Annotated in this window: 16 protein-coding genes, 1 tRNA gene and 1 other RNA gene; 3 read left to right on the forward strand and 15 right to left on the reverse strand. The window is 59.4% G+C overall.

The window, feature by feature from the left end; all coding sequences use genetic code 11:
- Position 1: 1 nt before the first annotated feature.
- The 9 genes from DXC79_RS06610 to tadA form a co-directional block, all read right to left on the reverse strand.
- Positions 2-5,500: a hypothetical protein gene (locus DXC79_RS06610; RefSeq protein WP_117635589.1), complete on the reverse strand. Its 5,499-nt coding sequence runs from the start codon at positions 5,498-5,500 to the stop codon at positions 2-4.
- 3 nt (positions 5,501-5,503) lie between these two features.
- A complete protein-coding gene (locus DXC79_RS06615) occupies positions 5,504-6,151 on the reverse strand; it encodes a hypothetical protein (protein ID WP_117635590.1) in 648 nt (215 codons plus the stop codon).
- A 96-nt stretch (positions 6,152-6,247) separates the two neighbouring features.
- Positions 6,248-6,934: a hypothetical protein gene (locus tag DXC79_RS06620; RefSeq protein WP_117635591.1), complete on the reverse strand. Its 687-nt coding sequence runs from the start codon at positions 6,932-6,934 to the stop codon at positions 6,248-6,250.
- A gap of 70 nt (positions 6,935-7,004) precedes the next feature.
- Positions 7,005-7,562, reverse strand: coding sequence for a signal peptidase I (locus DXC79_RS06625; RefSeq protein WP_370445757.1), 558 nt, complete (start codon positions 7,560-7,562; stop codon positions 7,005-7,007).
- A 688-nt stretch (positions 7,563-8,250) separates the two neighbouring features.
- Positions 8,251-8,802 (reverse strand): flavodoxin family protein BilS, encoded by a 552-nt coding sequence (gene bilS, locus DXC79_RS06630; protein ID WP_117635593.1) that lies wholly within the window; start codon positions 8,800-8,802, stop codon positions 8,251-8,253.
- 323 nt (positions 8,803-9,125) lie between these two features.
- On the reverse strand, positions 9,126-10,985 hold the full coding sequence (locus DXC79_RS06635) for an ABC transporter ATP-binding protein (RefSeq protein ID WP_117635594.1): 1,860 nt from the start codon (positions 10,983-10,985) through the stop codon (positions 9,126-9,128).
- The gene (locus DXC79_RS06640) at positions 10,986-12,848 is read right to left on the reverse strand and encodes an ABC transporter ATP-binding protein (protein WP_233503039.1); all 1,863 of its coding nucleotides are present in this window, start codon (positions 12,846-12,848) and stop codon (positions 10,986-10,988) included.
- A gap of 387 nt (positions 12,849-13,235) precedes the next feature.
- Positions 13,236-13,331: signal recognition particle sRNA small type (gene ffs / locus DXC79_RS06645), an RNA gene on the reverse strand.
- A 436-nt stretch (positions 13,332-13,767) separates the two neighbouring features.
- Positions 13,768-15,549 carry a tRNA adenosine(34) deaminase TadA gene (tadA, locus tag DXC79_RS06650; protein ID WP_117635595.1) on the reverse strand — a complete coding sequence of 594 codons (1,782 nt, stop codon included), beginning with the start codon at positions 15,547-15,549 and terminating at the stop codon, positions 13,768-13,770.
- Positions 15,550-15,600: 51 nt separating this feature from the next.
- On the opposite strand from tadA, the gene DXC79_RS06655 reads away from it, so the two are divergent.
- Positions 15,601-15,690: transfer RNA gene (locus DXC79_RS06655), tRNA-Ser, on the forward strand.
- A 3-nt stretch (positions 15,691-15,693) separates the two neighbouring features.
- Here DXC79_RS06655 and DXC79_RS06660 read toward each other — a convergent pair.
- Entirely contained in the window at positions 15,694-16,278 is a 585-nt protein-coding gene (locus tag DXC79_RS06660; RefSeq protein ID WP_099432361.1) for a TetR/AcrR family transcriptional regulator, read from the reverse strand.
- 211 nt (positions 16,279-16,489) lie between these two features.
- Here DXC79_RS06660 and DXC79_RS06665 point away from each other — a divergent pair, with 211 nt between their 5' ends.
- Entirely contained in the window at positions 16,490-17,041 is a 552-nt protein-coding gene (locus DXC79_RS06665; RefSeq protein ID WP_082421874.1) for a LemA family protein, read from the forward strand.
- A 299-nt stretch (positions 17,042-17,340) separates the two neighbouring features.
- Here DXC79_RS06665 and DXC79_RS06670 read toward each other — a convergent pair whose 3' ends face one another.
- Together DXC79_RS06670 and DXC79_RS06675 are read right to left on the reverse strand one after the other, a co-directional pair.
- Positions 17,341-18,393 carry a branched-chain amino acid aminotransferase gene (locus tag DXC79_RS06670; RefSeq protein WP_117635596.1) on the reverse strand — a complete coding sequence of 351 codons (1,053 nt, stop codon included), beginning with the start codon at positions 18,391-18,393 and terminating at the stop codon, positions 17,341-17,343.
- A 289-nt stretch (positions 18,394-18,682) separates the two neighbouring features.
- Positions 18,683-19,330: a DedA family protein gene (locus DXC79_RS06675; RefSeq protein WP_117635597.1), complete on the reverse strand. Its 648-nt coding sequence runs from the start codon at positions 19,328-19,330 to the stop codon at positions 18,683-18,685.
- Between the two features lie 224 nt (positions 19,331-19,554).
- Between DXC79_RS06675 and cysE the strand changes: the two genes are divergently transcribed.
- A complete protein-coding gene (cysE, locus tag DXC79_RS06680; RefSeq protein ID WP_117635598.1) occupies positions 19,555-20,259 on the forward strand; it encodes a serine O-acetyltransferase in 705 nt (234 codons plus the stop codon).
- A gap of 111 nt (positions 20,260-20,370) precedes the next feature.
- On the opposite strand, the gene DXC79_RS06685 is transcribed toward cysE, so the two are convergent.
- The 3 genes from DXC79_RS06685 to DXC79_RS10195 all read right to left on the reverse strand — a co-directional run.
- Positions 20,371-22,374, reverse strand: coding sequence for an ABC transporter ATP-binding protein (locus DXC79_RS06685; protein WP_199408663.1), 2,004 nt, complete (start codon positions 22,372-22,374; stop codon positions 20,371-20,373).
- A 1-nt stretch (position 22,375) separates the two neighbouring features.
- Complete coding sequence (locus tag DXC79_RS06690) at positions 22,376-24,100, reverse strand: ABC transporter ATP-binding protein (RefSeq protein ID WP_117635599.1); 1,725 nt, start codon at positions 24,098-24,100, stop codon at positions 22,376-22,378.
- The coding region (locus DXC79_RS10195) for a hypothetical protein (RefSeq protein WP_233503041.1) at positions 24,100-24,298 on the reverse strand (199 nt) is incomplete at its 5' end. The genes DXC79_RS10195 and DXC79_RS06690, both read right to left, overlap by 1 nt.

Below are 24,298 nucleotides of genomic sequence, written 5' to 3' on the forward strand. Positions count from 1 at the left end.
CCTAGTCCTCCCTCCTTAGCGTGCCGTTTTCCCAAACATTCTTGGCACGCGAGCCACCATCGACCCATTTGTCCTTCGCGCGCGTGTTAACGCACGTCACCACGGCGTCGCCTGCGCTCGAAGCAGACGAAATCGTCAGCTCGGCAGTTTTACCGGGCGCCTTGCCCGGCGTGCTCAGCTCGCCCCGGTAGCGCCATGCCCAAGCCGTATCTTCCTCGACGGTATAGATGCCCGCCGGAGCGGCGAACTGCACGCTGCCGACATACCAGGTCTCACCGTTTTCCGGCTGCTGCTTATCGACTTTCACCTCGACCATGCGCGTCTCGGCAGGAGAATCCTGCGACATCTTTCGCGTTACCTTAAAGCGGAACGTTTGCCCCATAGCGCTGGCATCGGTCGTCTTTTTAACGATCGTCAGCGCATGAGTCTGGGCAAAGTTGAACACGGCTTTGCCGGGGCCCTGATCGCCCTCGCCCGTCTTCTTGGACTCCAGACGGTTGGCCAGGTCGAACGAGCCGCCACCCGAACCCAGACTGTAGAGCGAGACAAACTTGCCGTTCACAGGCTTTTCCGCCGCAGAAACGCCCTCTGCACCAGGGCCGTAGCTTGCCTGCGTTACCGTAACGGTCAGTTGTGTTCCCATAAACGGCTCGGCAAAGCAGACCTTAAACGGCGCCTGGTCGGCACCGTCATCGACGGTGTTGGCGGCGGCGGGATCGAGCAGCCATTTAAGCTGCGCGGTCATGGTTACGGGTTTCGCGGGATCAGACGTATCGTTGGCAACCACGCGATACGTCACGGGATACAGGTCCATGTCGCCCTTGACTGGCTCGCCCTTGAACTCATCCCAAGACTTTGCAGTGCCATCGGCACCCACATATCGCCACTCCAAGAAGAGCTCGCGCTTATCGCCATTGGCAGCAGCCTGTTCATCGAGCAGCGCGACGATCTTGGAGTGGGCGTCCGGATCGTACGCCACGGATTTTTGCTCCATCACAGGATTGCCGTCGTTGTCGTAGAAAGGGTTGCCGCTCTCGTCCATTTTGGGAACATCGACCGTGTAGACAAAGCCAGGCTTACCGTCCTGCGCGCGCTCGTCGCCCGAGTCGACCGTCGCCGTAAAGATGACCGCCCCGTCGACGCTGTGATAGCGCACCTTATACGGCGTGACCTTGTACACCGCGGTATACGTCGCGCCCTTAAAGGGTTCACTACCCTCGAGGGGATACTTATCGTCTTCGGTCAACAGGGTGTATTTGCCATCGGGTTCATAGTCGCGCGACCAGCCGACAAAGTCGTACTTGGTGCCGTCAATGCCGACAACCTCAGCTGTAGCTCTTACTTCCAGCGAAATTTGATCGCCAGAGTCGGTGCGCGAAAGAGAACGCACGGAATCGGGGTTATCCAGATTGGCATCGATATTCGATTGGACAATTACCGCGCTGGCACGGTAGACCGGGTACAGCTCCATGGGGGCGTTAACCACAGTGTTTGTATTCACCATGGGAAGGCCGTCCGACCAAACGACATAACAGTTGCCGGATGCCGGTTTAGTTTCCGTCCAGCCTACGAAGGCATTGTATGCGTTCGTTGCATCATCGATGTCGCCAACGTTATACGTCGGCAGCGGGATGCCGTCCTTAAGGCTGCCGAGCGTATCGCCCTGCTGGGCTACCTTGCCATCCACATCTTTGGCATTGAGATGGTACACGACCGCCAACGGCGAATAGTACGCCACAAATGTATAGGCTCCGCCGGGTTCCACCTGATAGGAATACGAGTTATCGCCGTTAGGTTCGAGCTTTTTAACCTCACCGTTCGGGAGTTCGATTTCGACCTTATTCAGCTTGTATAACTCGCCGCCGGACTTGTATACCGTCGTTTCGATATCAGGAGTCACCGTTGCCGTGGCGGGATCGTTGTCCGCATTGAGATTAGGGGTGATGTCATACCTAGGAACATTCACCTCGGAAGTGCCATTAAAACCGGCGCGGTGCAGGTTGGTGGTGTAGTTGACGTCGAACTTTGCGTAGACGGGATAGGCATCCTGACACTTGGTGACCTTGAAGTCATCCGTCGCCAAGTATGGCGCCGCCTTTTCCGGATCGCTCGTCACATAGGGGTCGTTGGCGACATCATAGATATAGTTCCAGACGGGAGAATCCTTCTGGACCTCGGCGGTCGAAATCCAACCCAAGAACTTATATCTCGGATCCGGCTCGCCCTTAGGATTCCGCACGGCCATTTCAGTATCGGTCGGAGAAGACTCGAGGGTCAGGGGGCTCTCATACGATCCCTTCTCACCATCTTCTGGCTTTTCGGCCACTTTAACCGACTTATTAACATGCGGGTAGTAATACGTGAACGTCGGATCCGCCCCGTTCACCTTGGTCTGCAGCAAGTTACTCTCATAGCGCCGCGTGGCAGTCCTCACGACATTATCGCCCTTGTTGTAGAAATTAACGTCCGTGGTAATCATCGCGCGAACGTAGTACTTCTTATCTGTACGCACCATGCTCTCGATGGGATTTTTCACATATGTCCAATATTCACCATCGCGCTCAAGCGTCCAGAAATTCAGGCGATAGCGATCATTCACCGGTTTGACCGTTACGTTCAGCGAAGCCGAAGTCCAAGTATCGCTTAGCGTTGCAGCGCCTGGAAAATCGGTATCGGCATAGAGGTTTTTTAGAGTATCGGCTCCCGTATCGTTTTTAACGTTGTGCGAGTACGCGTTAAGGGGACTCACGACAAGGGTTTCCTTCGTGAAGCGTGTGCCACACGTTTCATAACTATCCTTTATACCGTGGTCAACATGCTCCGGGCCCCAGTGGACGACGTTTTCACGCACGAAGGTACTACCGACGTTTTCCTCAAAGGGCGTTTGATAGCGATTCCAAACGGAACAAAGTAGCTTGCTGTCCGTAAACTCATGGTTGGTATAAGCCCGAACGTAATAATCCACTCGGTACTCAAAGCGGGCGATGTAGGTATGCGGCGCGGTTAAATCGACATCGGTGGGGAGCGTATAGCTGGGATCGCGGCTTACGCGCACCTCAAGCGGGGCATCCTCGGTTCCCTTGTTTTCATACCAACCCAGGAAACGGTAGCCGTCGGGCAGCGCACCGTCCTCTGATAAAGGCTTGTTGTCCACGTCGCACACCCGCACCGTGTACACACCGGTGCCATCCTCGTCAGTCTCAACCTTAACGTCAGTTTTGCCCACACCATCGCGCCGAGTCTGATCGTCGATTGCATCCTGCTCATTGCCCTCAAACACCGTCATGATGTTCGACACATAGTCGGTGTACACCGGATAAAAATCGGTAGGGCCAAGCACAGTGATCTCAGCGCCGGCAGGATAGAACGCACCGGCGTTTTTTAGCTCGGCAAGCTTAGGCGAGGTGATGGCCGCGTAACCGCCATGCATCCCGGCCTCGCCGCTCGGCTGCGTCGTCCAACCAATAAAGGTGGCGCTGGCAGATAGAGTGCCGCGGTCCGCAGGGGCAACCGGCGTTAAACCGACACCATAGCGGTACCAATCCGTCGACTTGTCGTGCGCCTCGCCGCTCTGCCACGAGAGCATCTCACCCTTGACGTTATAGAACAGCACCTGCGCCTCGTACGAAGCAATAAAGAGGTCGTTGCCCTTAAAGGCCTCGGCCCCCTTCGCGTTATCGGCAGTATAGGTCGACGTTTTGTCGTTTGCCTCGTTCTTCTGGACCTGCTTGCCAGCAGCCACAGCATCGGCATCGGTCTTGCCGTCAAACCAGCTGTTGTCTTGTCCAATTCGGTTCACACGCACATCGGGCTCGCGGAACCAGCCCATAAAGCGGTAGCCGCCGTTCGCCTCGCTCAGGTCGGCAGGCTTTGCAGAGGTCTCCTGCTTAAACGTTACCGAGGTATCGCCCTGGGCCAAGCCCTGAGCAGTTCCCGCCAGCACGGCACTCACGGCAAAGGCATACGGATCCGAGGTCGCCTGATCAATACCGAGTTTGGTTGCCGTAATAGTCGCGGTACCCGCACCGGGAAAATCGATCGTCGCCTTAACGCTTTGGCCATGCACGGGGATATTCAGCTTGTAATCCATCGCCCATTCGTTTGCATGGTCGCCGCCCAGATAATCGTTATTGGCAGTCGAGCGCATGGTGCCGGCACAGAAGTCGTAGTCGTGCTCTTCCCATAGCTCACGCGTGGTATAGCGCTCGTCGTCCCACGGGCCATAGCCGTCGCCCTTGGTGGTACCGTCGCCGCCAAAAGAGGGGATCTTCTTCTTAGCCGCGGTACCCTGGCTGCTGCCGTTTAGGCTCACGCTCGGCTTAAAGTAGCACTCGGTGACCGTGGCGTCGCCCTTGTTGGCGCGCGCAGCAATACCGCCCAGGTTCACGTCGTTTTGGATGATGGGGATCACGGCGATGGGGTTGTATTGACGCGAGCTCAGGTCACCTGCAAAGTGGCTGCGGACGAGCTCATTGCCTTCTTTGGTTAAAATACGACCCGCCAGGCCACCCGCCCACGCGCGCGTCACGGCGACAACGCCCACGTACGACGCGGCATAGCTGTAGCACTGGGCCGTCGAGAAGCAGTCGATGATCTTGGCGTCACCTGCCATGCAGCCCACAAAGCCCGAGGCGTACACGTTGTTGCCGCCCAGGGCGCCAATGGCCACGTCGTACTTATTGGTGACGTCGGTCATGCCCTTCTCGGCAATCGAGCCGTCGTCCTTACGCGTCGGCGTCACGCGGCAGTACTCGATAGTCGATTTCTCAACGTAGCCGGCAAACGCCGCCATATACAGACCCTCACCGCCGAGCGCCTGCACGCCCGAAGTCGTGTTGTTAACGGCGCGGCCACCACGTACCTCGCAGTTATAGAGGGTACAGCCGTCGAGCTCGCCGGCGATGAGACCGCCCTCAAAGCCTGCGTTGGTAATGAGGTTGAGAGCATTGTTGGCGCAGGTCACGTGCAGCGTGCTCTCCATGACCATAACGTTTTCGAAACGCGTATTGACGGCCTTGCCCACGATAATGCCACCGCGGAAGTCCGCCCACACGTTGGCGTCCTTGACCAGGAAGTTTTTGATGGTGGCACCGTTGGTCTCGGCAAAAAATCCCGTATCGCGCTCGGGGTCAAAAGCGTCTTTATCGTAGTTCAGGCCCTCAACGGTGTGGTTTTGACCATCGAACACGCCCTTAAACGGATGCTCCTTGTTGCCAAACGACAGATGCTTAACGGTGTTTGCAACGATGTCTTTCATGTCGTCGCTGTCGAGCTCAATGTCGTTATCGAGATAAACGTGCCAGCCGGACGTATCGCGCTCGCGCGACAGCGCCACACACGACAAAAAGTCAGCCTCGTTTTTGATGTGGAATTCGTTTTTGTTCTCGGGCACGTCCTCGGCATGCACCGCCGTCGGCAGCGCCATAACGCAGCAAATGGCAATCGTCGCGACGGCAACTAGCCTGCTAAGCACGCCCCGGTTCATGTTCTTGATCTTCATAGGCTAGTTCGCCTCCGGCCAACCCACAACGTCAAGTACGTCGAGGGCGGTATCGCTTGCCTGCTGGTTTTTGGCCTGCACGGCCTGAACATCGATATCGAGCCTGAATGAGCCGCCGCGCGCGGCATCGTGGTAGTCGTCCACAAAGCGCAGCGAGTCCATGAGGCTTTCCGTCATGGCGCCGGGGTCGAGCGTGCCGCCACGCCCGGCCAATCCGCGGTAGTAGTACCACCCATCGCCGCCATCGACCCACGGGAACCCCTCGCCCGCGTTCACATGAAACGCAACGCTGCCCGAAGCATCCGCGCTCGAACCGTCGGGCGCCACCGACGTCATGCGCAGACGCGCGCGAACGTACTCAGGCTGCGTGCCAGCGTTCTCCACGCGCACAATGCGGCTGATGTCAGAACCCCCGGCCTTGGTGTCGGGATAGTCCCCGTGCTCGTTGGGCTCAAACGGAATCTCCTCGCCCTGCTCGTTGAGGGTGTATTCGCAGACTCGTACCTTCACGCTGCCAAACGATAGAACGTTGTTCGCCGGAACCATATCAACGGTAAAAGCCAGCGTGCCGCACAGGCACGCCAGGGCCAACAGCGCCATCGCGGCAAGCGCCAAGGTGCGTTTCTGATTGTCGGAAAGATTATTGAGCATTACGTTCGCCAATCGTCGATAAGGGGGGGACCGAGATCCCGGCCCGAAAATGGGGGTGGGGAGCGGACCGGGATCTCGGTGGAGGGGGTTGGATTACTACAGGTCCTTAGCCCAATCCTTGGCAGCAGCCTCAGCAGACGCAGCCGAGCCCTCAGTGGTGCTGTCTTCAGCGTAAACGAAGCAGTTGACCGTCATCTTGGCATCCTTGGCGAAATCCTTTTGCTCGGTCTCCTTGGGCGTAGTCACATTGCTGAACAGCTCACCGGTCCACTTGTCCTCGGTCTTGCTGGCAATAAGCGGAGTGGCCTCGGTCTCATTGCCAACATAAACGAAAAGGCCACCGAGATAATGAGTCGGTTCGCCCTCAACAGCGGTCGCCTCAACGGCCTCCCAACCCTTGTTAATGGTGAAGTAAGTCGTCTTGGAATCAGCAGTCCCAGCAGACGCTGTCTCGTTCTTCACGAAAACGTACACATAAGCGTTTTCGGACCCCTTGCCAATACCGACATTAGGATTCTTAGGAACAGACACGCCAGGGGCGAGCTTGGAGTCCGCAACCCAGTTAGTCTCGGTCAGATTGCCGTTGACCTTAGCCTTGTCATCCGGAATCGGCTGATCCGGATTATCAGGATTAGTGGTGGGGTGGTTGATGCCCGCAGTAGTGAAGTTGTTGGTCAGGCTCGACTGCGCCGTCAGCCATGCATAGGTACCCACGCCGGCAGCCAGCACCAACAGCAGCAGGGCGGCAATGATGCCGTAGCGCTTTTTCTTCTTGTTTTCCATCGTTCTCTTCCTTTCGAGAATCGTCTTCCCCGGCAACGGCCCCTACCGCCGCCGACGCTTTTCCCTGCCGCTATGAACGCCGCTCCCTCGCATGCACGCGGGCATGCTTGCCCGCAGGCTCGTCGGGAACCATCCGATCGAGCACTATCGACGCCGTGATCAGCAGCGCCAGAACGGCAACCACAACAAGCAAACCAGGCATCGTCGTGCAATATGCGTTGACGAAGCCCAGGTAAGGGACACAAAAAGAAACAGTGCCGATAACACTCGAAAAAGGCGTCTGCTCGGCATCGTGCATGATGCTTCCGTCTGCATTTTTGTTCGCAATTCCCTGCGTGCCGATCATCTGCGCGGCAGGGTCGATCTCGTACACCTGGTGCGTCACCACGGCGCCGTCCGATCGGTAAAAGGTTGCATTGTCGCCCACGGCAATATCCGTTGGCTCAACCTGGCGGACAAACACGATGGAGCCAACGGGAAGCTCGGGTTCCATAGAGCCCGAAAGCACAGCAAAGGGCGTGTATCCAAATGCGCGAGGCACAAAAGAAACAACGGCAAGGGCTATGACAAGCGCGAACGCCAAGCTACTCAAAAGTGCAATAAATCGTTTGAGTCTACGCGCCGTCAAAGTGATAATTCATCCCCCTTGAGGACCTATTCGACCCATCCAAAGGTCAGCAAGTTTCAACAGGAACCGCAAGGCGCTTGAAAAGTGAGTCCGAAATAAGCCAATTTGGAATCTTTTCGTAATAAAAACATAGCGATGTGCTACACATTTTTCAATGTTTTATCGCTAAATGCTACTTATTTTGGCGTAAGTGGTCATTTATCCCCAAATTAGTCTGTTTTATCCAATACTTATAACTAACCCCCTACGCAACTTCCCCATAGAAGGTTCGATTTTTTGCGGAACTAAAATAATGGTACCCCCCCCCCCCCACATTAAAACAAATTGCTGGAAGTGCCCTTTATTTTTAACCCTCTTTTTGTAGCTTTATGACAGCCTCATGTAGTTTGCAGCCCACAGCCCTCTGGAAGCCATGTCCCAGAATTCCCGTCCGGAGTGGGATGCGACTTCCGCTTGTGGCCCCGTTGGGAAACCACATCCCACTCCGATCACAAATTCCGGGACGCAGCTTCCGCAACCCCACCCATCCGGAAATCCCATCCCACTCCGCACACATCCGGGCATAGAACAATCAGCTTATTAGGCCTTCCATCAATAAAGGGGCGCCCTCGTGTCACGAAAAAAGCCTCGAGAACTTCGAGGCTTTCACATTTGTATTGTTTTGCACGAAGGACCGCGAACGGCGAAGCTACTCGCCCAGCACGGCCTTCTTTGCGGCTGCGGCCATGTTATCCAGATCCTCCTTGGTGGGGTGATCCTTCGCGGCAACCCAGTTGTCGAGCAGCATCTTAAATCGGGCGTTTTCGGGATCTCGCTCGAGCATGGCCTCGTAGCGCTGCTTGACCGCGGGGCCCATCTTGCCCTGGCACATCGCCCAGCCCGCAAGCTCGGCATCATTAGCCAAGTTAGACGATACGCGGTCGATAATCTGCCTAAAGTACTCCTCGCTGGCGCCAAAACCGCAGGTGCCAAACAGGAAAACGCGCTTACCGTGCAAGGCGGAGAGCAACGCCGCGACCGAAGGCGTGCACGCGCCCTTGTCGCACCAAAAACCGACAAGCACCGTGTCGGCCGCGCAGGCGCCCTGCGCCTCGAGCGCAACCTGATCTGCATCCGCATCGTCGCTCAACGCCGCAGCATGGACAAACTCAACGCCCGCAGCCTGCAGAGTGCGCTTGATCGCACCCGAAACCATTCTGGTATTACCGCTCTTGCTGTTAACCACCAAAGAGCACGTCATAGTCACGTTGCCTCGTTTCCCCCAAAACTAAAGCCACTAATGCAATTTATTAGATGAATATCTTAGTACTAACGTGACAGATGTAAACCACCGTCTGTCGATTGGCGACGCAGACGACATCTTTGGACAGATTTCGAACAGTATGTACTTCGGATTGAAACCGCCGCAGAACGTTTCACGAATGGCCGAAAAACTGTTTCACAAAACGCCGTCAAATTGTGTCACGGAGTATCGTCAAAATGTTTCACGCGCTGGTAGAACGCTATATAACAAGATCGCTCTATGGGACAAACAAACCTGATTAATTTGCCCCACGGGCTTGCTCACTGGGCGAATTGGCTGCGGTAGAGTTCGGCGTAGAAGCCACCTGCCGCTAGCAGCTCGTCGTGCGTGCCGCGCTCGATAATCTCGCCGTCGCGCATGACCAGAATGCAGTCGGCGTTGCGAATCGTGCTCAGGCGATGCGCCACCACAAAGCTGGTACGACCGGCCATGAGCTCGTCAAATGCCGCCTGAACCTGCAGCTCGGTGCGCGTATCGATGCTCGAGGTCGCCTCGTCCAGCAGCAAGATCGCCGGGTCGGTGAGCATGGCGCGCGCGATGCACAGCAGCTGTTTTTGACCTTGGCTAAACGTGCCGCCGTCCTCGCCGATCACCGTATCGTAGCCGCCTGGCAGCTGCACGATAAACTTGTGCGCATGCGCGCGCTTGGCAGCCTCGATAACCTGTTCGCGCGTGGCATCCGGGCAACCGTAAGCGATGTTTTCCGCCACGGTGCCCTCAAACAGCCAAGTGTCCTGCAGCACCATGCCAAAGGCACGGCGCAGGCTTGCGCGCGTGTAGTCACGCGAGGAACGGCCATCGACCGCAATGCGACCGGCGTCGATATCGTAAAAGCGCAGCAACAGGTTGATGAGCGTCGTCTTGCCACAGCCCGTGGGGCCGACCAGGGCAAAGCGCATGCCGGGCTTGGCATCGATGCAGATATCCTGCAGCAGCTTGCGGTCGGGCACGTAGCTAAAGTCCACGTGCTCAAAGGTCACCTCGCCCTGTGGGGCAGCAAGCTCCACGGCATCTGGCGCATCGGGCTCTTGCTCACGGGCGTCGAGCAGTGCAAACATGCGGCGCGCCGAGGCATACGCCGTCTGGATTTGCGTAATGACGTTGGTGACCTCGTTGAACGGCTTGGTGTACTGGTTGGCGTAGGACAGGAAAATCTGCACGCCGCCCACCGTAAGCGCCGCGGGCACACCTGTGATCACACCGACGCAGCCGATCACGGCGACCACGGCGTAGATGATGTTGTTGATAAAGCGCGTGCCGGGGTTAGAGAGCGAGCCCATAAACTGTGCGCGCTCACCTGCCGTATAGAGCTCGGCGTTGAGGACATCGAAGCGCTGCTGAGCGCTCGGGCCGTAGGCGAAGGCGTCCACGAGCTTTTGTTCACCAACATACTCCTCGATATGACCGCCAAGTTGGCCCTGGATGCGCTGCTGTGCCGTAAAGCTCTTGTTGGAAAGCTTGGCGATGGCGCCGGCTGCAAAAATGGAAAGCGGCGTGACGAGCACCACCACGAGCGTCATGGCCAGGTTAATGGAGAGCATAAACGCGAGCGTGCCCACGATGGTGATAACGCCGGTGAAGAGCTGCGTGAAGCCCTGCAGCAGACCGTCGCCCACCTGGTCGACGTCATTGACCACGCGGCTCATAAGGTCGCCGTGGGCATGGCTGTCGATAAAGCTGAGCGGCATACGGCTGAGCTTGTCGCTCGCCTCCACGCGCATGTCACGCACCGTCTCGTAGGACAGGCGGTTGACGCAGTAGCCCTGCAGCCACTGGAAGGCCGCGGCACCTACGACGACAATCGCGAGTTTGGTGACAAGCGGCAGCAGTGCATCGAAATTCACCTGGCCCGCGGCAACGATCAGGTCGATGCCCTCGCCAATGAGAATAGGCGTATAGAGCTGTAAGATCACCGAGACGGCGGCGCTCACAAACGACGCCGTAAACGAAATACGGTGCGGACGGACGTAACCCATCAGGCGGCGGGTCACCGCACCCACGGGATAGCGCTCGGGATCACCGGGTTGGCGCGGACCGTCGCCCAGGTCGTTAAGGTTATCGTTGCCGGACACGTTAGCGGTCATCGTGGCGACCGAACCGGAGGAAGTATACGGATTCATCTAGCAGCCCTCCTTTGTGCAGACGGATGCGGGGGCAGTCGAGGCGGGCGCGGCGCCTGGGGCGGGGGCGGGCGACGCGCTCCCCTGCTGACCCTCGAGCTCCTCACGGCGAAGCTGCGACTGACAGATTTCGCGGTAGAGCTGGCAGGTCGTGTACAGCTCATCGTGCGTGCCCAGGCCCGCAACCGAGCCGTGGTCGAGTACGCAGATCATATCGGCGTCGCGCACGGTCGAGACGCGCTGGCTCACAATCACCGTCGTGAGCGGCAGCCCGCCCTCGGCGGCACCGCGCATGCTGCGCTCGCGAATGGCACGGCGAAGCGCCGCGTCGGTCTTAAAGTCGAGCGCCGAGGCGGAGTCGTCCATGATCAATATCCGAGGCGAACCCACCAAGGCGCGCGCGATGGTCAGGCGCTGGCGCTGGCCACCGCTAAAGTTCTTGCCGCCCGCCTCGACCGGGGCATCGAGCCCCTGCGGTTTGTTGCGCACGAACTCGCTCGCCTGCGCCATGTCGAGCGCCGCCCAGAGCTCCTCGTCGGTTGCCGACTCGTCACGCCAGGTCAGGTTGCTGCGGATCGTGCCGCTCACCAGCGACGCGCGCTGCGGTACGGTCGCGACCACGTGGCGCAGCTGGTCGAGCGGCCAGGTGCGCACGTCGGCACCCATCACGCTCACGCTGCCGGTGCTCGCATCGTAGAGGCGCGGAATAAGCGAAACGAGCGTGGACTTGCCGCTACCCGTGCCGCCGATAATACCGAGCGTCTTGCCCAGCGGGAGCTCCAGCGTCACATCGTTGACAGCATTGGCCGCGCCGGCGCCAAACGAGAAGCTCGCATGGTCAAAGCTCAGCGCAGGAACGGGAGCGACATTGCCCGGCTCGGGCAGTGCGACCGTCTCGTTGTCCTCGTCGGTGATGCTCGGCATGCAATTGAGCACCTCGTTGATGCGCGACGCGCTGGCGCTCGCCTTGGTAAAGACCACAACCAGGTTGGCGACGTACACGATGGAGGTGAGCGTCTGCGTCATGTAGTTCACAAACGCCATGACCTGGCCCTGCGTGAGCTCGCCCACGTTGACCTGGATACCGCCCACCCACAGGATGGCGCACACGCCCAGGTTCATCACAAGAAACGTGACGGGGTTGAGAATCGACGAGAGCTTGCCCACCGCGATGGCAGTATTGGCCTGGTCGTCGGCTGCCTGGGCAAAGCGCTCGCGCTCATGGTCCTCGCGCACGAAGGCGCGAACCACGCGGGCGCCCGAAAGGCCCTCGCGGCAGATAAGCGCGATGCGGTCAAGCTTTGCCTGCAGCTGCTTGTAGTACGGGATACAGCGCGCCATGACAAACCAAAACACCAGGCCGATGGCGGGCGTGCAAATCAAAAAGATAATGCCGAGCTTAAGGTCGATGGCAAGGGCCGCGACCATGGAGCCCACCGCCAGGAAGGGCCAGCGGATGAGCATGCGCACGCCCAGCGCCACAGCGAGCTGCACCTGGTTGACGTCGTTGGTGATGCGGGTGATAAGCGACGGCGTGCCAAAGCGGTCGAGCTCGGCATAGCTCAGCTTATTAATGTGCCCGTAGAGCGCACCGCGGATGTCGGTGCCCATGCCCTGCGAGGTCAGCGCCGCCATCTTTTGGCAGACGAGCGTAAACGAGATGCCGATTACAGCCATGGCGGCGAGCACCGCGCCGTAACGGACGACGGCGTTGACATCGTGTGCGCCGATGCCCTTATCGATCATCTGGGCAATCACCAGCGGCGTAAGCAGGTCAAAGATCACTTCGATCAGCTTGCACGCAGGGCCAATCACCATATACCGGCGAAACTTACCACCAAAACGCCTGAGCAGCTCAATCATAAAAAGGCGCTCCCTATCATCATCTCTCTTCAATCTGATTCATGATAGTACGGCGAACCCTGAAGATGCGTAAGCAACTCGTTACAGAAGAGTCTTGAGCGGTGGTAAAAAACGCCACTGTTTTGGCGCAGTCAGCGAGCGACATAACGCCAGGGATTCAATTATCAGATAAATGTGACCCTTCAGGCAGTTTTGGTCGGCTACCCGCGAGTGCCGGCAGGGCGCTTGGTAGTCGAGCGATCCCGCAGGCGAAGCCGAGGACCAGCGAGACACCAAACACTTCATCGCCTCTTGAAGCACGTAGCCGTCGATGTTTTGACAAATTGTCGCTCTGGGTGGCGCGCAGCGTCGAACATTGCGCGGTTTGGAAAACCGCGCAAAAAAGCGCGCTCGATGGATTCGGATGCCCGACAGAGGCTCCTTATGGCTGCTTCCTTCCGGACCTGACCAGATTCGGAACATGTCGTCATCCGAACCCATCGAACGCGCTAGGCGCTCGATATATCTTACCCGCTCCCGCCCGATGGGGCAAGGTAGCTAATTTGGGACGAAGCTTTTTTGACTACTCGGGCAATCGAATCGGCAAGTAGTCATAATAGCCCCGTTCCAAAAAGACTGGTCTGACGCTGTGCCACGAAAGTGGCCTATCTACTACGTTTAGGCCGCAGGGGTCAACCATAGCCGGTTTTTTCGAAAACCGGCAAGCTCTCTACCTGCGGTTTTATTTTTGCAAATTCCGAGATGGTCGAGGGTGGTCGGTTAAACGTAGTAGATGGCCGCATTTCGTGGCGGACGGTCCGACCCAAGGCGACCAGCCTCGCATGACCATTCACGAAGTTGCGGTGGAATACGGACTGAATTGGCACCTTAAAGGCAAAAACACTCCGTATTTCACCGCAACTTATCGAGGGGATGGGTTTTAGAGGCGAGCGAGGTCATAGGCTTGGGCAGCTGCCTCGCCGGCGCAGATGAGGTTGGTTGTGGCCTCTTGCACACCGAGCGCCTGGTCGAGGGGCATGGGCTTGCGGCAGATCGGAAGCACCAAGTCGATGCCCTGCCCATACACCGCGTCCAGATAGTCGGCGCGACCGCCCACGACAGCGGCCACCGGCTTGCCATATCGCTTGGCGCGGCGGGCCACACCCACCGGCGCCTTGCCGGCGGCAGACTGCTCATCCATGTTGCCCTCGCCCGTTATGACCAGATCGACATCGCGCACGCGCTCGTCAAACCCCACGAGGTCGAGCACCGTCTCCACGCCCGAGCATAGCTCTGCACCGAGTGCTAGCAGCGCGGCGCCCAGACCGCCAGCAGCACCGGCGCCGGGCACGCCGAGCACCGAGCCAAACGTCCGCGCGCCCTCGGGCACGCGCAGCAATCCCCGAGCCCGAGCCTCGGCAATCGCCGTATCGAGCAGGCGACCGTAGCCGACCATCCAGCCGTCGTACCCGCCCAGTGTTTCGACATCGTCTGTCGGCAGGCCCTTTTGCCCGCCAAACACCGCAAGTGCCCCGCGACGTCCCACGAGCGGATTCTCGACATCGGAAAGCACCACGACACGCGCGCCATTCAGTGCCCGAAGCGCCGGTGCCAAATCGATACTCGCCACGTGTTCAAGGCCCGCGAGCCCCGGCGCGATATTGCAGCCACACTCATCGACCAGGCGGGCGCCAAGCGCCTGCAGCATACCGGCGCCACCATCGTTGGTGGCACTGCCGCCCAGACCAATATAGAGTGTCTTTGCGCCCGCGCGAACCGCGCGAAGCATGAGCTCGCCCACGCCATAGGTTGTGGCCGCCAACGCCGCCGACTCCGTGCAAGGCGAATACCCAATGCCGGCCGCCTCGGCCATCTCGATGACCGCGGACTCGCGCTCGACATCAACCAGCATCCGGGCAGGCACACGCTTGCCCAAGGGACCTGCCACCTCGCAGGTCACTATCTCACCGCCGCACGCGGCAACGGCATCGAGCGTTCCCTCGCCGCCATCTGCCAGCGGCAATGTGCACGCCTCGGCATCGGGCCAAACGCGTCGCACGCCTCCGGCAACCGCCGCCTCCGCCTGTGCACTCGACACGCTACCCTTAAAGGAATCGATCGCCAACAGCACACGGCGGGGCCGGCGGCACGCGGCACCAAAATCGACCGCCTCAACGGCAATATCTTCGGCACACGCGAGCGCCTCGGCATGAGCGGCATGCGCCTCAAGATCGGCCCCACAACCGCAGCCAGCACCATCGGTGCCACGCAGCCCACTAAAATAGCTGCTCAACACCTCACGACACTCGTCTGCCAGCACGCCGGCGGTCACATTAAACCGATGATTCAGGCGCGAGTCGGCATTCAAATCGTATAGGGATCCCAACGCGCCCGCCTTGGCGTCGCTCGCGCCATACACGCAGCGCCCCACGCGCGCGTTGACCATAAGCCCCGCACACATGCAGCAGGGTTCAAGCGTCACGTAGACCGTACAGTCGGAAAGGCGCCAGCGGCCAAGCGCCTGGGCAGCGGCGCACAGGGCCGCAAACTCGGCATGCGCCGAAGGGTCCTGGTCGAGCTCGCGACGATTATGCGCCCTCGCGACGATCTCGCCGTCGCGCACCACTACAGCTCCGATGGGAACCTCGCCCACCGCCGCGGCGGCTCGCGCCTCCGCCAACGCCTCGCGCATGAACTTCTCGTCGATTTCGGTGATCGTCATCGTTCGCCTTCCCTGTTGCAAATTCAAAACGATGCTATCATTACGACTCACGGAGAGATGGCAGAGCGGTTGAATGCGGCGGTCTTGAAAACCGTTGAGCGCGAGAGCGTTCCGGGGGTTCGAATCCCCCTCTCTCCGCCACTTTTAGTGATGCACCGGTGTCATGGTCCGCTCAAACAGCGCATCGACCACGTCGGCCATCTCGGGTCGACGCTCAAGATCATGGCCCGATTCCCACCATATCGTGAAAAGTCGAATAATACCGCCGGCGACAAACTCAGACGTCGTCTCGAGTGACACGGGGGCCAGGGCATCCTCGGCAAGCACGTTCATCACACGCTCGCGGATGGAGCGGGCAATGCGGTCGCAAATAACGTTGGTCAGCATTCCCGACATGCTGCTCGCCAAAATGTTGTCCATGAGCTGCTCATGGGCCAGAATCAGGTCCATGGCATCGTCCAAAATCGCGTGCCGAAGCGCGCGCACGTCCTCGGCAGACACTGTGCCGGCCTCATCGGGCTGTTTTTGCGGCAAGCCCGACATGAGCTCATCGATATAAAAGGCAAAGTAGTCGTTCTTGTCGCGAAAGTGCTTGTAGAACGTCGTGCGGCGAATCATGGCGCGGTCGCACAGCATGGCAACCGTCAGGTCCTCAAAACGATGCTCCTCGAGAAGCTCGGTGAAAGCATCGAACAGGGCACGGTAGGTTTTCTTAATGCGAAGGTCCACTGGTATCGCCATCCTCAGGGCAAAGACAACACTCGACAATCTGTCGCATATCTTACACCTGTACCTCGCGCGCTTTGCCCCGGTGCCAACCCCGCCGAAAACATAACGCTTACCGGAAAGTTCGGCACGGCAAAACGTTGCGGGTATACTAGTAGCGTTATACCAACGGCAGCTGGCGCATGCCGCCGCGGCCATTCGAAACGGAGACATCATGATTACCGTCATCATCGGCATCGTTGTTGTCATTGTGATTGTCTGCGCCATCGCCGGCATCTACAACAACATGGTCACCAAGCGTAACCGCATCGATAACGCTTGGCAGAACATCGATACGCAGCTGCAGCGCCGCAACGACCTGATCCCCAACCTGGTCGAGACCGTCAAGGGCTACGCCAAGCACGAGCAGGAGACGCTCTCCGCCGTGATCAGCGCGCGTAACACCGCCGTCAAGGCCACCACGCCCGAGGCCAAAATGGAAGCCGACAACGTGCTGACCGGTGCGCTGCGCCAGCTCTTCGCCGTAGCCGAGGCCTACCCCGACCTTAAGGCGAACACCAACTTTACGCAGCTGCAGGCATCGCTCGAGGATACTGAGAACAAGATTAGCTATGCACGCCAGAGCTACAACGATTGCGTGCTCAGCTACAATAACGCCATTCAGACGTTCCCGGCTGTCATCTTTGCCGGCATCTTCCAGTTTAAGGAGCGCCAGGGCTTCGAAGCAGCTGAGGCCGCCCGCCAGGCACCGACCGTCAAGTTCTAACAATCACGGCCGAGTCTTAAGCCAGTTCATCAACTCTTTGGGGTCCAAGGCACAAACCTTGGGCCCTTTTCTTATCCACGCACAACGCGCGGCCAATAGGCCGCGCACCATCTTTATTCAGATTAATTATTGCCCGTTGTGGCAACGCCGAGCCCGCAGGGCGGAGAGCAAGTTCCCTCCCGGCGCACTCCGCAGGACGCAAGAAGCCCTCGCCGCACGAAGTGCGCAGCGAGGGCTTCTTGCATGTCCGAGGACGCGCCGGGAGGGAACTTGCTCTCTGCCCGGATAGGTAAGACAAATTACGCCACGGTGTAAACCCAGTTGTGCTTATCCTCGACAGCACCGGACTGGATACCAGTCAGGGTCTCGCGGAGCTTCTTCATCACGGGGCCGATCTCGGTGTAGCCAGCCGGGAAGGTCACGGTCTCGTCGGCACCGTAAACCTTGTTGTCGATCTCGCCGACCGGGGAGATGACGGCAGCGGTGCCGCACAGGCCGCACTCGACAAAGGTACCGGCCTTGACCTCGGCCCACTCGACGGGACGCTGGTCAACGGTCATGCCCAGGTCCTGAGCAACCTGAACGAGCGAACGGCGGGTGATAGAGGGCAGGATGGAGTCGGTGTGCGACTGCGGAACGACGAGGGTGCCGTCCTCCTTCACGAACAGCACGTTGGCGCCGCCGGTCTCCTCGACATAGGTGCGGGACTCGGAGTCGAGATACAGGTTCTCGGCATAGCCCTCGCGGTGAGCCTCCATCGTGGGCTTGAGGGACATGGCGTAGTTGAGGCCGGCCTTGATGTTGCCGGTGCCGTGCGGTGCGGCGCGGTCGTACTCGGAAACGCGCAGCTTGACGGGCTTGAGGCCACCCTTAAAGTACGGACCGACCGGGGTCACGAGAATGCGGAACGTGTACTCAGGAGCGGGAGCCACGCCAATCACGTCACCGGAGCCGATCATAAACGGACGCACATACAGGGTTGCGCCAGAACCGAAGGGCGGAACCCATGCGGCGTTGGCAGAGACGACCTGCTTGACGGCTTCGACAAACTTGTCCTTGGGGAACGGGGGCATCTCCAGACGCTGGGCGGAGTTGTACATACGCTCGGCGTTCATATCGGGACGGAAGCAGACGATGCTGCCATCCTCGGCGGTGTAGGCTTTCAGGCCCTCAAAGACCTCCTGGCAGTAGTGGAAGATGCCGCCGCACTCGGAGACGTGCATGGTGTGGTCGGTGGTCAGGCCGCCCTCGTCCCACTCGCCGTCCTTCCAATGGGCCTCGTAGCTGTAATCGGTCTTCATGTAGCTAAAGCCGAGGCTACCCCAATCGATATCCTTCTTCTCGACAGTCATATGTCGCTCCTTACATACACGGTTGCATACTCGCGAACCCGCACGCAAGGACCGAAGCCGGCCGCGTCGCAACGTCGCATACCCGGAGCGTAGAGCCGGGCAGGACACGCGGGCAGCATCAAAGCCGATGGCGCGTCGATTCGCATGCAGGTGATTGTACTCCCCGCACGCCTTAGATAAAACGATTTTCTTTAACTAAGTAAAGTATTTTCATTTGCCTTCTACACAAAAGGCCCGCCATCGAATCCGATGACGAGCCTTGGAATTAACGTCCGAAAACAAGCTCGGACTAGGCGTTCTTTTTACCGAGCTTAGCCTTAACCAGACCGACCACGGTCGGGATGATCGACACGGCGACAATGCCCACGATCAGCAGCTCAAAGTGCTCCTGCACAAACGGAATGCCACCAAAGAAGTAACCAAGCAGCGTAAAGACTGTCGACCAGGTAATGCCACCCAGCACGTTAAAGATGACAAAGTTGCGCCAGTGCATACCGCCCATGCCGGCGATGAAGGGCACAAAGGTGCGGATGAACGGGAAGAAGCGACCGAGGAAGATGGCCAGATGGCCCCACTTATCCAGGAAATCCTCGGACTTTTTGATGCGCTCGGGCGTCATGGCCTTTACCTTGCCCGAGGCGATGATCTTGCGGCCAAAGAAGTGGCCGATCATAAAGTTGCACTGATCGCCCAGGATGGCTGCGGCCCATGCGGTGGCCAGAAGCGCCACAATGTTAAAGCCACCGTTATGGGCAAAGAAGCCCGAGGCAAACAGCAATGAGTCGCCGGGAAGGAACGGGAAGAACACCACGCCCGTCTCGATAAAGATGATCAGGAACACGCAGCCGTAGGCCATGAGCGGGCCGGCGGCGATCCAGCTGGCGATCGCAGTGCGCGGATCCTTAAGCAGCTCGGCGATAAAATTGATGAAACCCATGAAGTAAAACCTCTCAGTTGTGGGCGCGGACACGTCCAAGTTGACCAGTATACGGTTGCGGCGCGAGGACGGGCCAAACCCCTCAAAAGTCTTACTTCATTACCAGCAAGTTTGCATAACTGACACCTGTCGCCTAAAGCAAAGCAAGATTGCCCTTCCTAATCCCTAGCGAATCGCTATACTTTATTGAATCGCATTGTCGTGGCGCTAAGGGAGGGCGGCCGGTGAGCTTTATCAACACCATTCGCGAGGACATCAAGACCGTCCAGGCGCAGGACCCTGCCGCGCAAAATGGCCTGGTCATCTTCCTGTCCTACCCCGGCCTGCATGCCAAGTGGAATCATGTGCCCGAGCACTGGCTGTGGGAACACGGCCATCGATCGCTTGCCCGCGTGCTCTCGCAGTTAACCCGCCACATCACCGGCGTCGAAATTCATCCCGCCGCGCAGATCGGCAAGCACTTCTTTATCGACCACGCCATGGGCGTCGTTATTGGCGAGACTACCATCGTGGGCGACAACTGCGTGCTCTACCAGGGCGTCACGCTCGGCGGCACCGGCAACGAGACCGGCAAACGCCACCCCACCCTGGGCAACAATGTCACCGTGGGCACGGGCGCCAAGGTGCTTGGCAACATCCACATCGGCAACAACGTCAAGATCGGCGGCAACTCGGTCGTCGTCAAGGACGTGCCCGACAACTGCACCGTCGTGGGCGTGCCCGGGCGCATCATCAAGCGCAACGGCTGCCGCGTGTTCGAGGAGAGCTTCGACGCCAAGCAGCATCGCGAGTACATGCCCGACGATGCCGCCGAGCAGAGCGCCCTCAACCGTCAGGGCATCACCGAAAACGCCCGTCGCGTCAAGGAACTCGAGCAAGAGGTGGCCGAGCTCAAAGCCCTCGTCGCCAAGCTCGTGGACGAGCGCTAGGGCCGCGGGCAACCGCCACAGCATGAACGCCAACACAAAAGGCGCGCCAGGGAATCCGCCCCCGGCGCGCTTTCTTTTCGATGTGACATGCGGGACTGACCCTTTGTCACCTTATGCGAACTGGCTTAGGTAGAGGTCGGCATAAGCGCCCTCGGCAGCCAGCAGCTCCTTGTGCGTACCCTGCTCGATGATATTGCCGTGATCCATGACCAGGATGAGGTCGGCATCGACGATCGTCGACAGACGGTGCGCGATCACAAAGCTCGTGCGCCCGCGCATGAGCGCATCCATAGCACGGCCGATGGCGAGCTCGGTGCGCGTGTCCACGCTCGACGTCGCCTCGTCCAGGATGAGGATCGCCGGGTTGTTGAGCAGCACGCGCGCGATGGTCAGCAGCTGACGTTGGCCCTGGCTGATGCTCTCGGCATCGTTAGCCACACGCGTGTCGTAGCCCTGCGGCATAGTGCGCACAAAGAAGTCGACCCGTGCGGCACGTGCGGCCGCGACAATCTCCTCGCGCGTCGCCTCGGGACAGCCGTAGGCGATGTTCTCGGCAATGGTGCCATCAAATAGCCAAGCGTCCTGCAACACCATGCCAAACTGCTGGCGTAGCTCGCCGCGGTTCATGCGGCTCGTGTCCACGCCGTCGAGGGTAATGCGGCCGCCGTCGATCTCGTAAAAGCGCATGAGCAGGTTGATGAGCGTGGTCTTACCCGCGCCCGTGGTTCCCACCACGGCGATCTTCTGACCCGGCTCGGCGGTAAACGACACGTCTCGCATAAGCGGCTTGTCGGGCGCATAGCCAAAGCGCACATGCTCAAAAGCGACACGGCCTTCCACTTTGCCCGGCAGCTTGGCGGCGGCCACCGGCAACGGATCGGCCTCCATCTCGGGCTCGTCGAGCAGGTCGAACACGCGCTCGGCGCTCGCCAGCGCACTCTGCAGCGAGTTAAAGGTAAACGACAGCTCCGTCATGGGCTCGGACGCCTCGTAGATGAACTGGAGGAACGCCTGGAACACGCCGACGGTCATGTGACCGGCGACCAGCATGCTGCAGCCCACCAGTGCGATCACGATCTGCGCCAAACGGCCGATAAAGCGCACCGCAGGGCCGACGGCGTTAATCATAAAGTCGGCCTTGGCACTCACGCGCGCCAGCTCGCCCGAGGCTTCGTGCACCTCGGCAGAACTCTGGCGTTCGCGGTTGAACGCGCGAATCACCAAACGGCCCGAGTAACCCTCCTCAACCGCGCTCGTAATCTTGGAGACCCATTCCTGGCGCTCACCGGTTACGTCATGCGTGCGGCGCGAGACCACCTTGGTCACCAGCAGCGATACCGCCGTAAAACCCAAAAAGATCAACGTGAGCCTAACGCTATAGACGAACATCATGATGATGGCGCCCGTCACGGTGCCGATCGACACCAGCAGCTGCAGCAATCCGCGCTGCATGCTCTCGGACATCTTGTCCAGGTCGTTGGTTGCGCGGCTGACTACCTCACCGGGGCGATGCGCATCAAAGTAAGCGAGCGGCAGACGGCTGAGCTTTTGCGCGATGCGGTTGCGCAGGCGCAGGTTGAGGCGCTCAGCAACACTCGACATCAAAAAACTCTGCAGCGCATAGAACGATCCGGCGGCCGTCCAGATTAAAAAGTAGACAAAGATGGTCTTACCGCATTGGTCCCAGGTGATGCTAAAGGTGGTTCCGCTGGCAAACGCCGCCTGTATTTGGCCCCACAGCTCGTCGATGACATGAGCGCTATATGCCGGCGCGGCGGTGTTAAAGATGACGTAGAACACGATGCTCGCGAACACGATATAGAAGCGCCAATGGTCGCCGGCGGCCTCGCTCCACAAGCGGCGCACCGTCGCCCAGGTATCCCGGGGCGTCTCGTCCTCTTCTTCGTCGTCCACGTCGCGCATACGCTCTGCCTCGGCGCGGGCGCGCTCGTCCTCGGCACGCTCGTTTTCCTCGTACAGCGCCTGGCGACGAGCCTCGCGCTCGGCCGCGGCCCTGGCGGCATCGTCCAGCTCGGGCGTGGCGCCCGTCTTCTCGACTGTCTCTGCAACCGCGGCGTCATCGGCGATGACCTGCTTCTTGAGCTCCTCGGTCATGCTACTCACCTCCCTTCATCTGCGACTCCGCGATGGCGCGGTATACCTCACAGGTTTCCATAAGCTCGCCATGCGTGCCCAAGCCCACGACCTCGCCATCCTTGAGCACGACGATCTGGTCGGCGTGCAGAATCGTCGAGATGCGCTGCGCGATGATAAGCACCGCGGCGTCGCGCGTCTCGTCCTGCAGCGCATGGCGCAGGGCCGCATCGGTCTTAAAGTCCAGGGCCGAAAAACTGTCGTCGAAGATATACAGGTCGGCGCGCTTCATGAGCGCGCGAGCAATGGCCAGGCGCTGGCGCTGACCACCCGAGAAGTTCGTACCGCCCTGGGCCACCGGGGTATCGAGTCCCTGCGGCTGATCGAGCACAAAGGTGCTCTGGGCAACCTCAAGCGCATGAAGCATGTCGGCCTCGGTCGCGTCTTCGTTGCCAAAGCGCAGATTACTTGCCACCGTGCCCGAGAACAGCCATGCCTTCTGCGGCACATAGGCGATGCGCCCGCGAATCTCGTCTTGCGAAAGCTCGCGCAGATCGACGCCGCCCAGGCGAATGGCGCCCTTGGTGGCATCGTGGAAGCGCAGCAGAAGCTTTGCCACCGTCGACTTGCCCGATCCCGTCGAGCCCACGATCGCGGTCGTCTGGCCGCGGCGACAGGTAAAGTTCAGATCGCACAGCGTGTCCTCGTCGGCATCGTCAAAACGAAACGACATGTGATCGAACACGGCGACCGCATCGGCCCCGTCCTTTGAGTCGGACGCGGCCGCATCGAGCGTACGCTGGCCATCGACGATGCTCGGCTTAATCTCCAGCACCTGCTGCGCGCGGTTCAGACATGCGGCGGCGCGCGGGAGTGTCAGCACCACCATCTGCGCCATCATCACAAAGAACAGAATCAGGATCGCGTACTCCAGCACGGCCGAGATGCTGCCGATTTGCATCGCATGGGCGCCCACGCGGTTGCCGCCCACCCACAGCACCGCCACCTCGGCAATGTTCATCAAAAAGAAGCTGGAGCTGTCGAGCCCCACAAAAAGGTGGTTGACCTTAATGGCGTTGTCCGCGTACTCGCTAAACACCTCGTCCAAGCGCTGCTCCTCGTGGCGCTCTTTATTAAAGGCGCGGATGACGCGAACGCCCACGATGTTCTCGCGCAGCACCACGTTCATGCGGTCGATAAAGCTCTGCAGGCGCATAAAGATCGGCGCGGCGTTAGCGACCGTAAAGACCGCCGCCACCAGCACGATCGCAACCACGACGCCCAGCAGCGTGCCCATGGCGGGATCGATGAGCCAGGCAAAGATGATGCCCGCCACGGCCAAAAACGGCACCGGCAGCACCAGTTGAATCGTCTGCAGAATCGCCTGCTGGATCACGTTGATGTCGTTGAGCGAACGCGTGATCATCGAGCCCGTGCCAAAGCACTCAAAGTCGCTGGCAGACAGCTCAAGCGACTTGTCGTAGACGGCGTTGCGGATATCGCAGGCCACGTTGGCGGCCAGGCGCGCCGAAAGATAGCAGCCCAGCACCGCGCCGCCGCTGGCCATGCCGGTCGCAATAAGCATGTAGAGGCCGTTGCGCAGGATGTAGTCGACATCGCCCGTGGTGATGCCGGTGTTGACCATGTTCGCCAGCATCGTGGGAACCAACAGCGTACCGACGTTGTCGATTAGCAGCACCAACAACGTCACCGCGACAAGCCCGCGATACGGCTTCATAAACCTCATTAAGAGTCGCACGACCCCCCCTCTCCTTGATTCTCGGCCTGGCTCTCGGCAGCGATATGCTGCTTAAAGGCATCGCACTCATCGCCGAGCGCATGGGAAAATTTTCCGATTAGGCGCATGATTTCGCGCTGCTCACACGGCTCAAGCGCCTCGATTGCTCCGCTGGTATATAACAGGCTCTCCGTCAAGGTCGTCTTA

It is taken from the genome of Collinsella sp. TF08-11AT (assembly GCF_003437035.1).
In the GTDB taxonomy this organism is placed as follows: Bacteria; Actinomycetota; Coriobacteriia; order Coriobacteriales; family Coriobacteriaceae; genus Collinsella.

Coding starts and splice junctions, on each gene's coding strand:
- DXC79_RS06685 (WP_199408663.1), bottom strand. CDS start 22,374: ATGACCGAGGAGCTCAAGAAGCAGGTCATCGCCGATGACGCCGCGGTT.
- DXC79_RS06665 (WP_082421874.1), top strand. CDS start 16,490: ATGATTACCGTCATCATCGGCATCGTTGTTGTCATTGTGATTGTCTGC.
- DXC79_RS06690 (WP_117635599.1), bottom strand. CDS start 24,100: ATGAGGTTTATGAAGCCGTATCGCGGGCTTGTCGCGGTGACGTTGTTG.
- DXC79_RS06635 (WP_117635594.1), bottom strand. CDS start 10,985: ATGAATCCGTATACTTCCTCCGGTTCGGTCGCCACGATGACCGCTAAC.
- DXC79_RS06640 (WP_233503039.1), bottom strand. CDS start 12,848: ATGATTGAGCTGCTCAGGCGTTTTGGTGGTAAGTTTCGCCGGTATATG.
- DXC79_RS06670 (WP_117635596.1), bottom strand. CDS start 18,393: ATGACTGTCGAGAAGAAGGATATCGATTGGGGTAGCCTCGGCTTTAGC.
- bilS (WP_117635593.1), bottom strand. CDS start 8,802: ATGACGTGCTCTTTGGTGGTTAACAGCAAGAGCGGTAATACCAGAATG.
- tadA (WP_117635595.1), bottom strand. CDS start 15,549: ATGACGATCACCGAAATCGACGAGAAGTTCATGCGCGAGGCGTTGGCG.
- DXC79_RS06675 (WP_117635597.1), bottom strand. CDS start 19,330: ATGGGTTTCATCAATTTTATCGCCGAGCTGCTTAAGGATCCGCGCACT.
- DXC79_RS06610 (WP_117635589.1), bottom strand. CDS start 5,500: ATGAAGATCAAGAACATGAACCGGGGCGTGCTTAGCAGGCTAGTTGCC.
- DXC79_RS06620 (WP_117635591.1), bottom strand. CDS start 6,934: ATGGAAAACAAGAAGAAAAAGCGCTACGGCATCATTGCCGCCCTGCTG.
- DXC79_RS06615 (WP_117635590.1), bottom strand. CDS start 6,151: ATGCTCAATAATCTTTCCGACAATCAGAAACGCACCTTGGCGCTTGCC.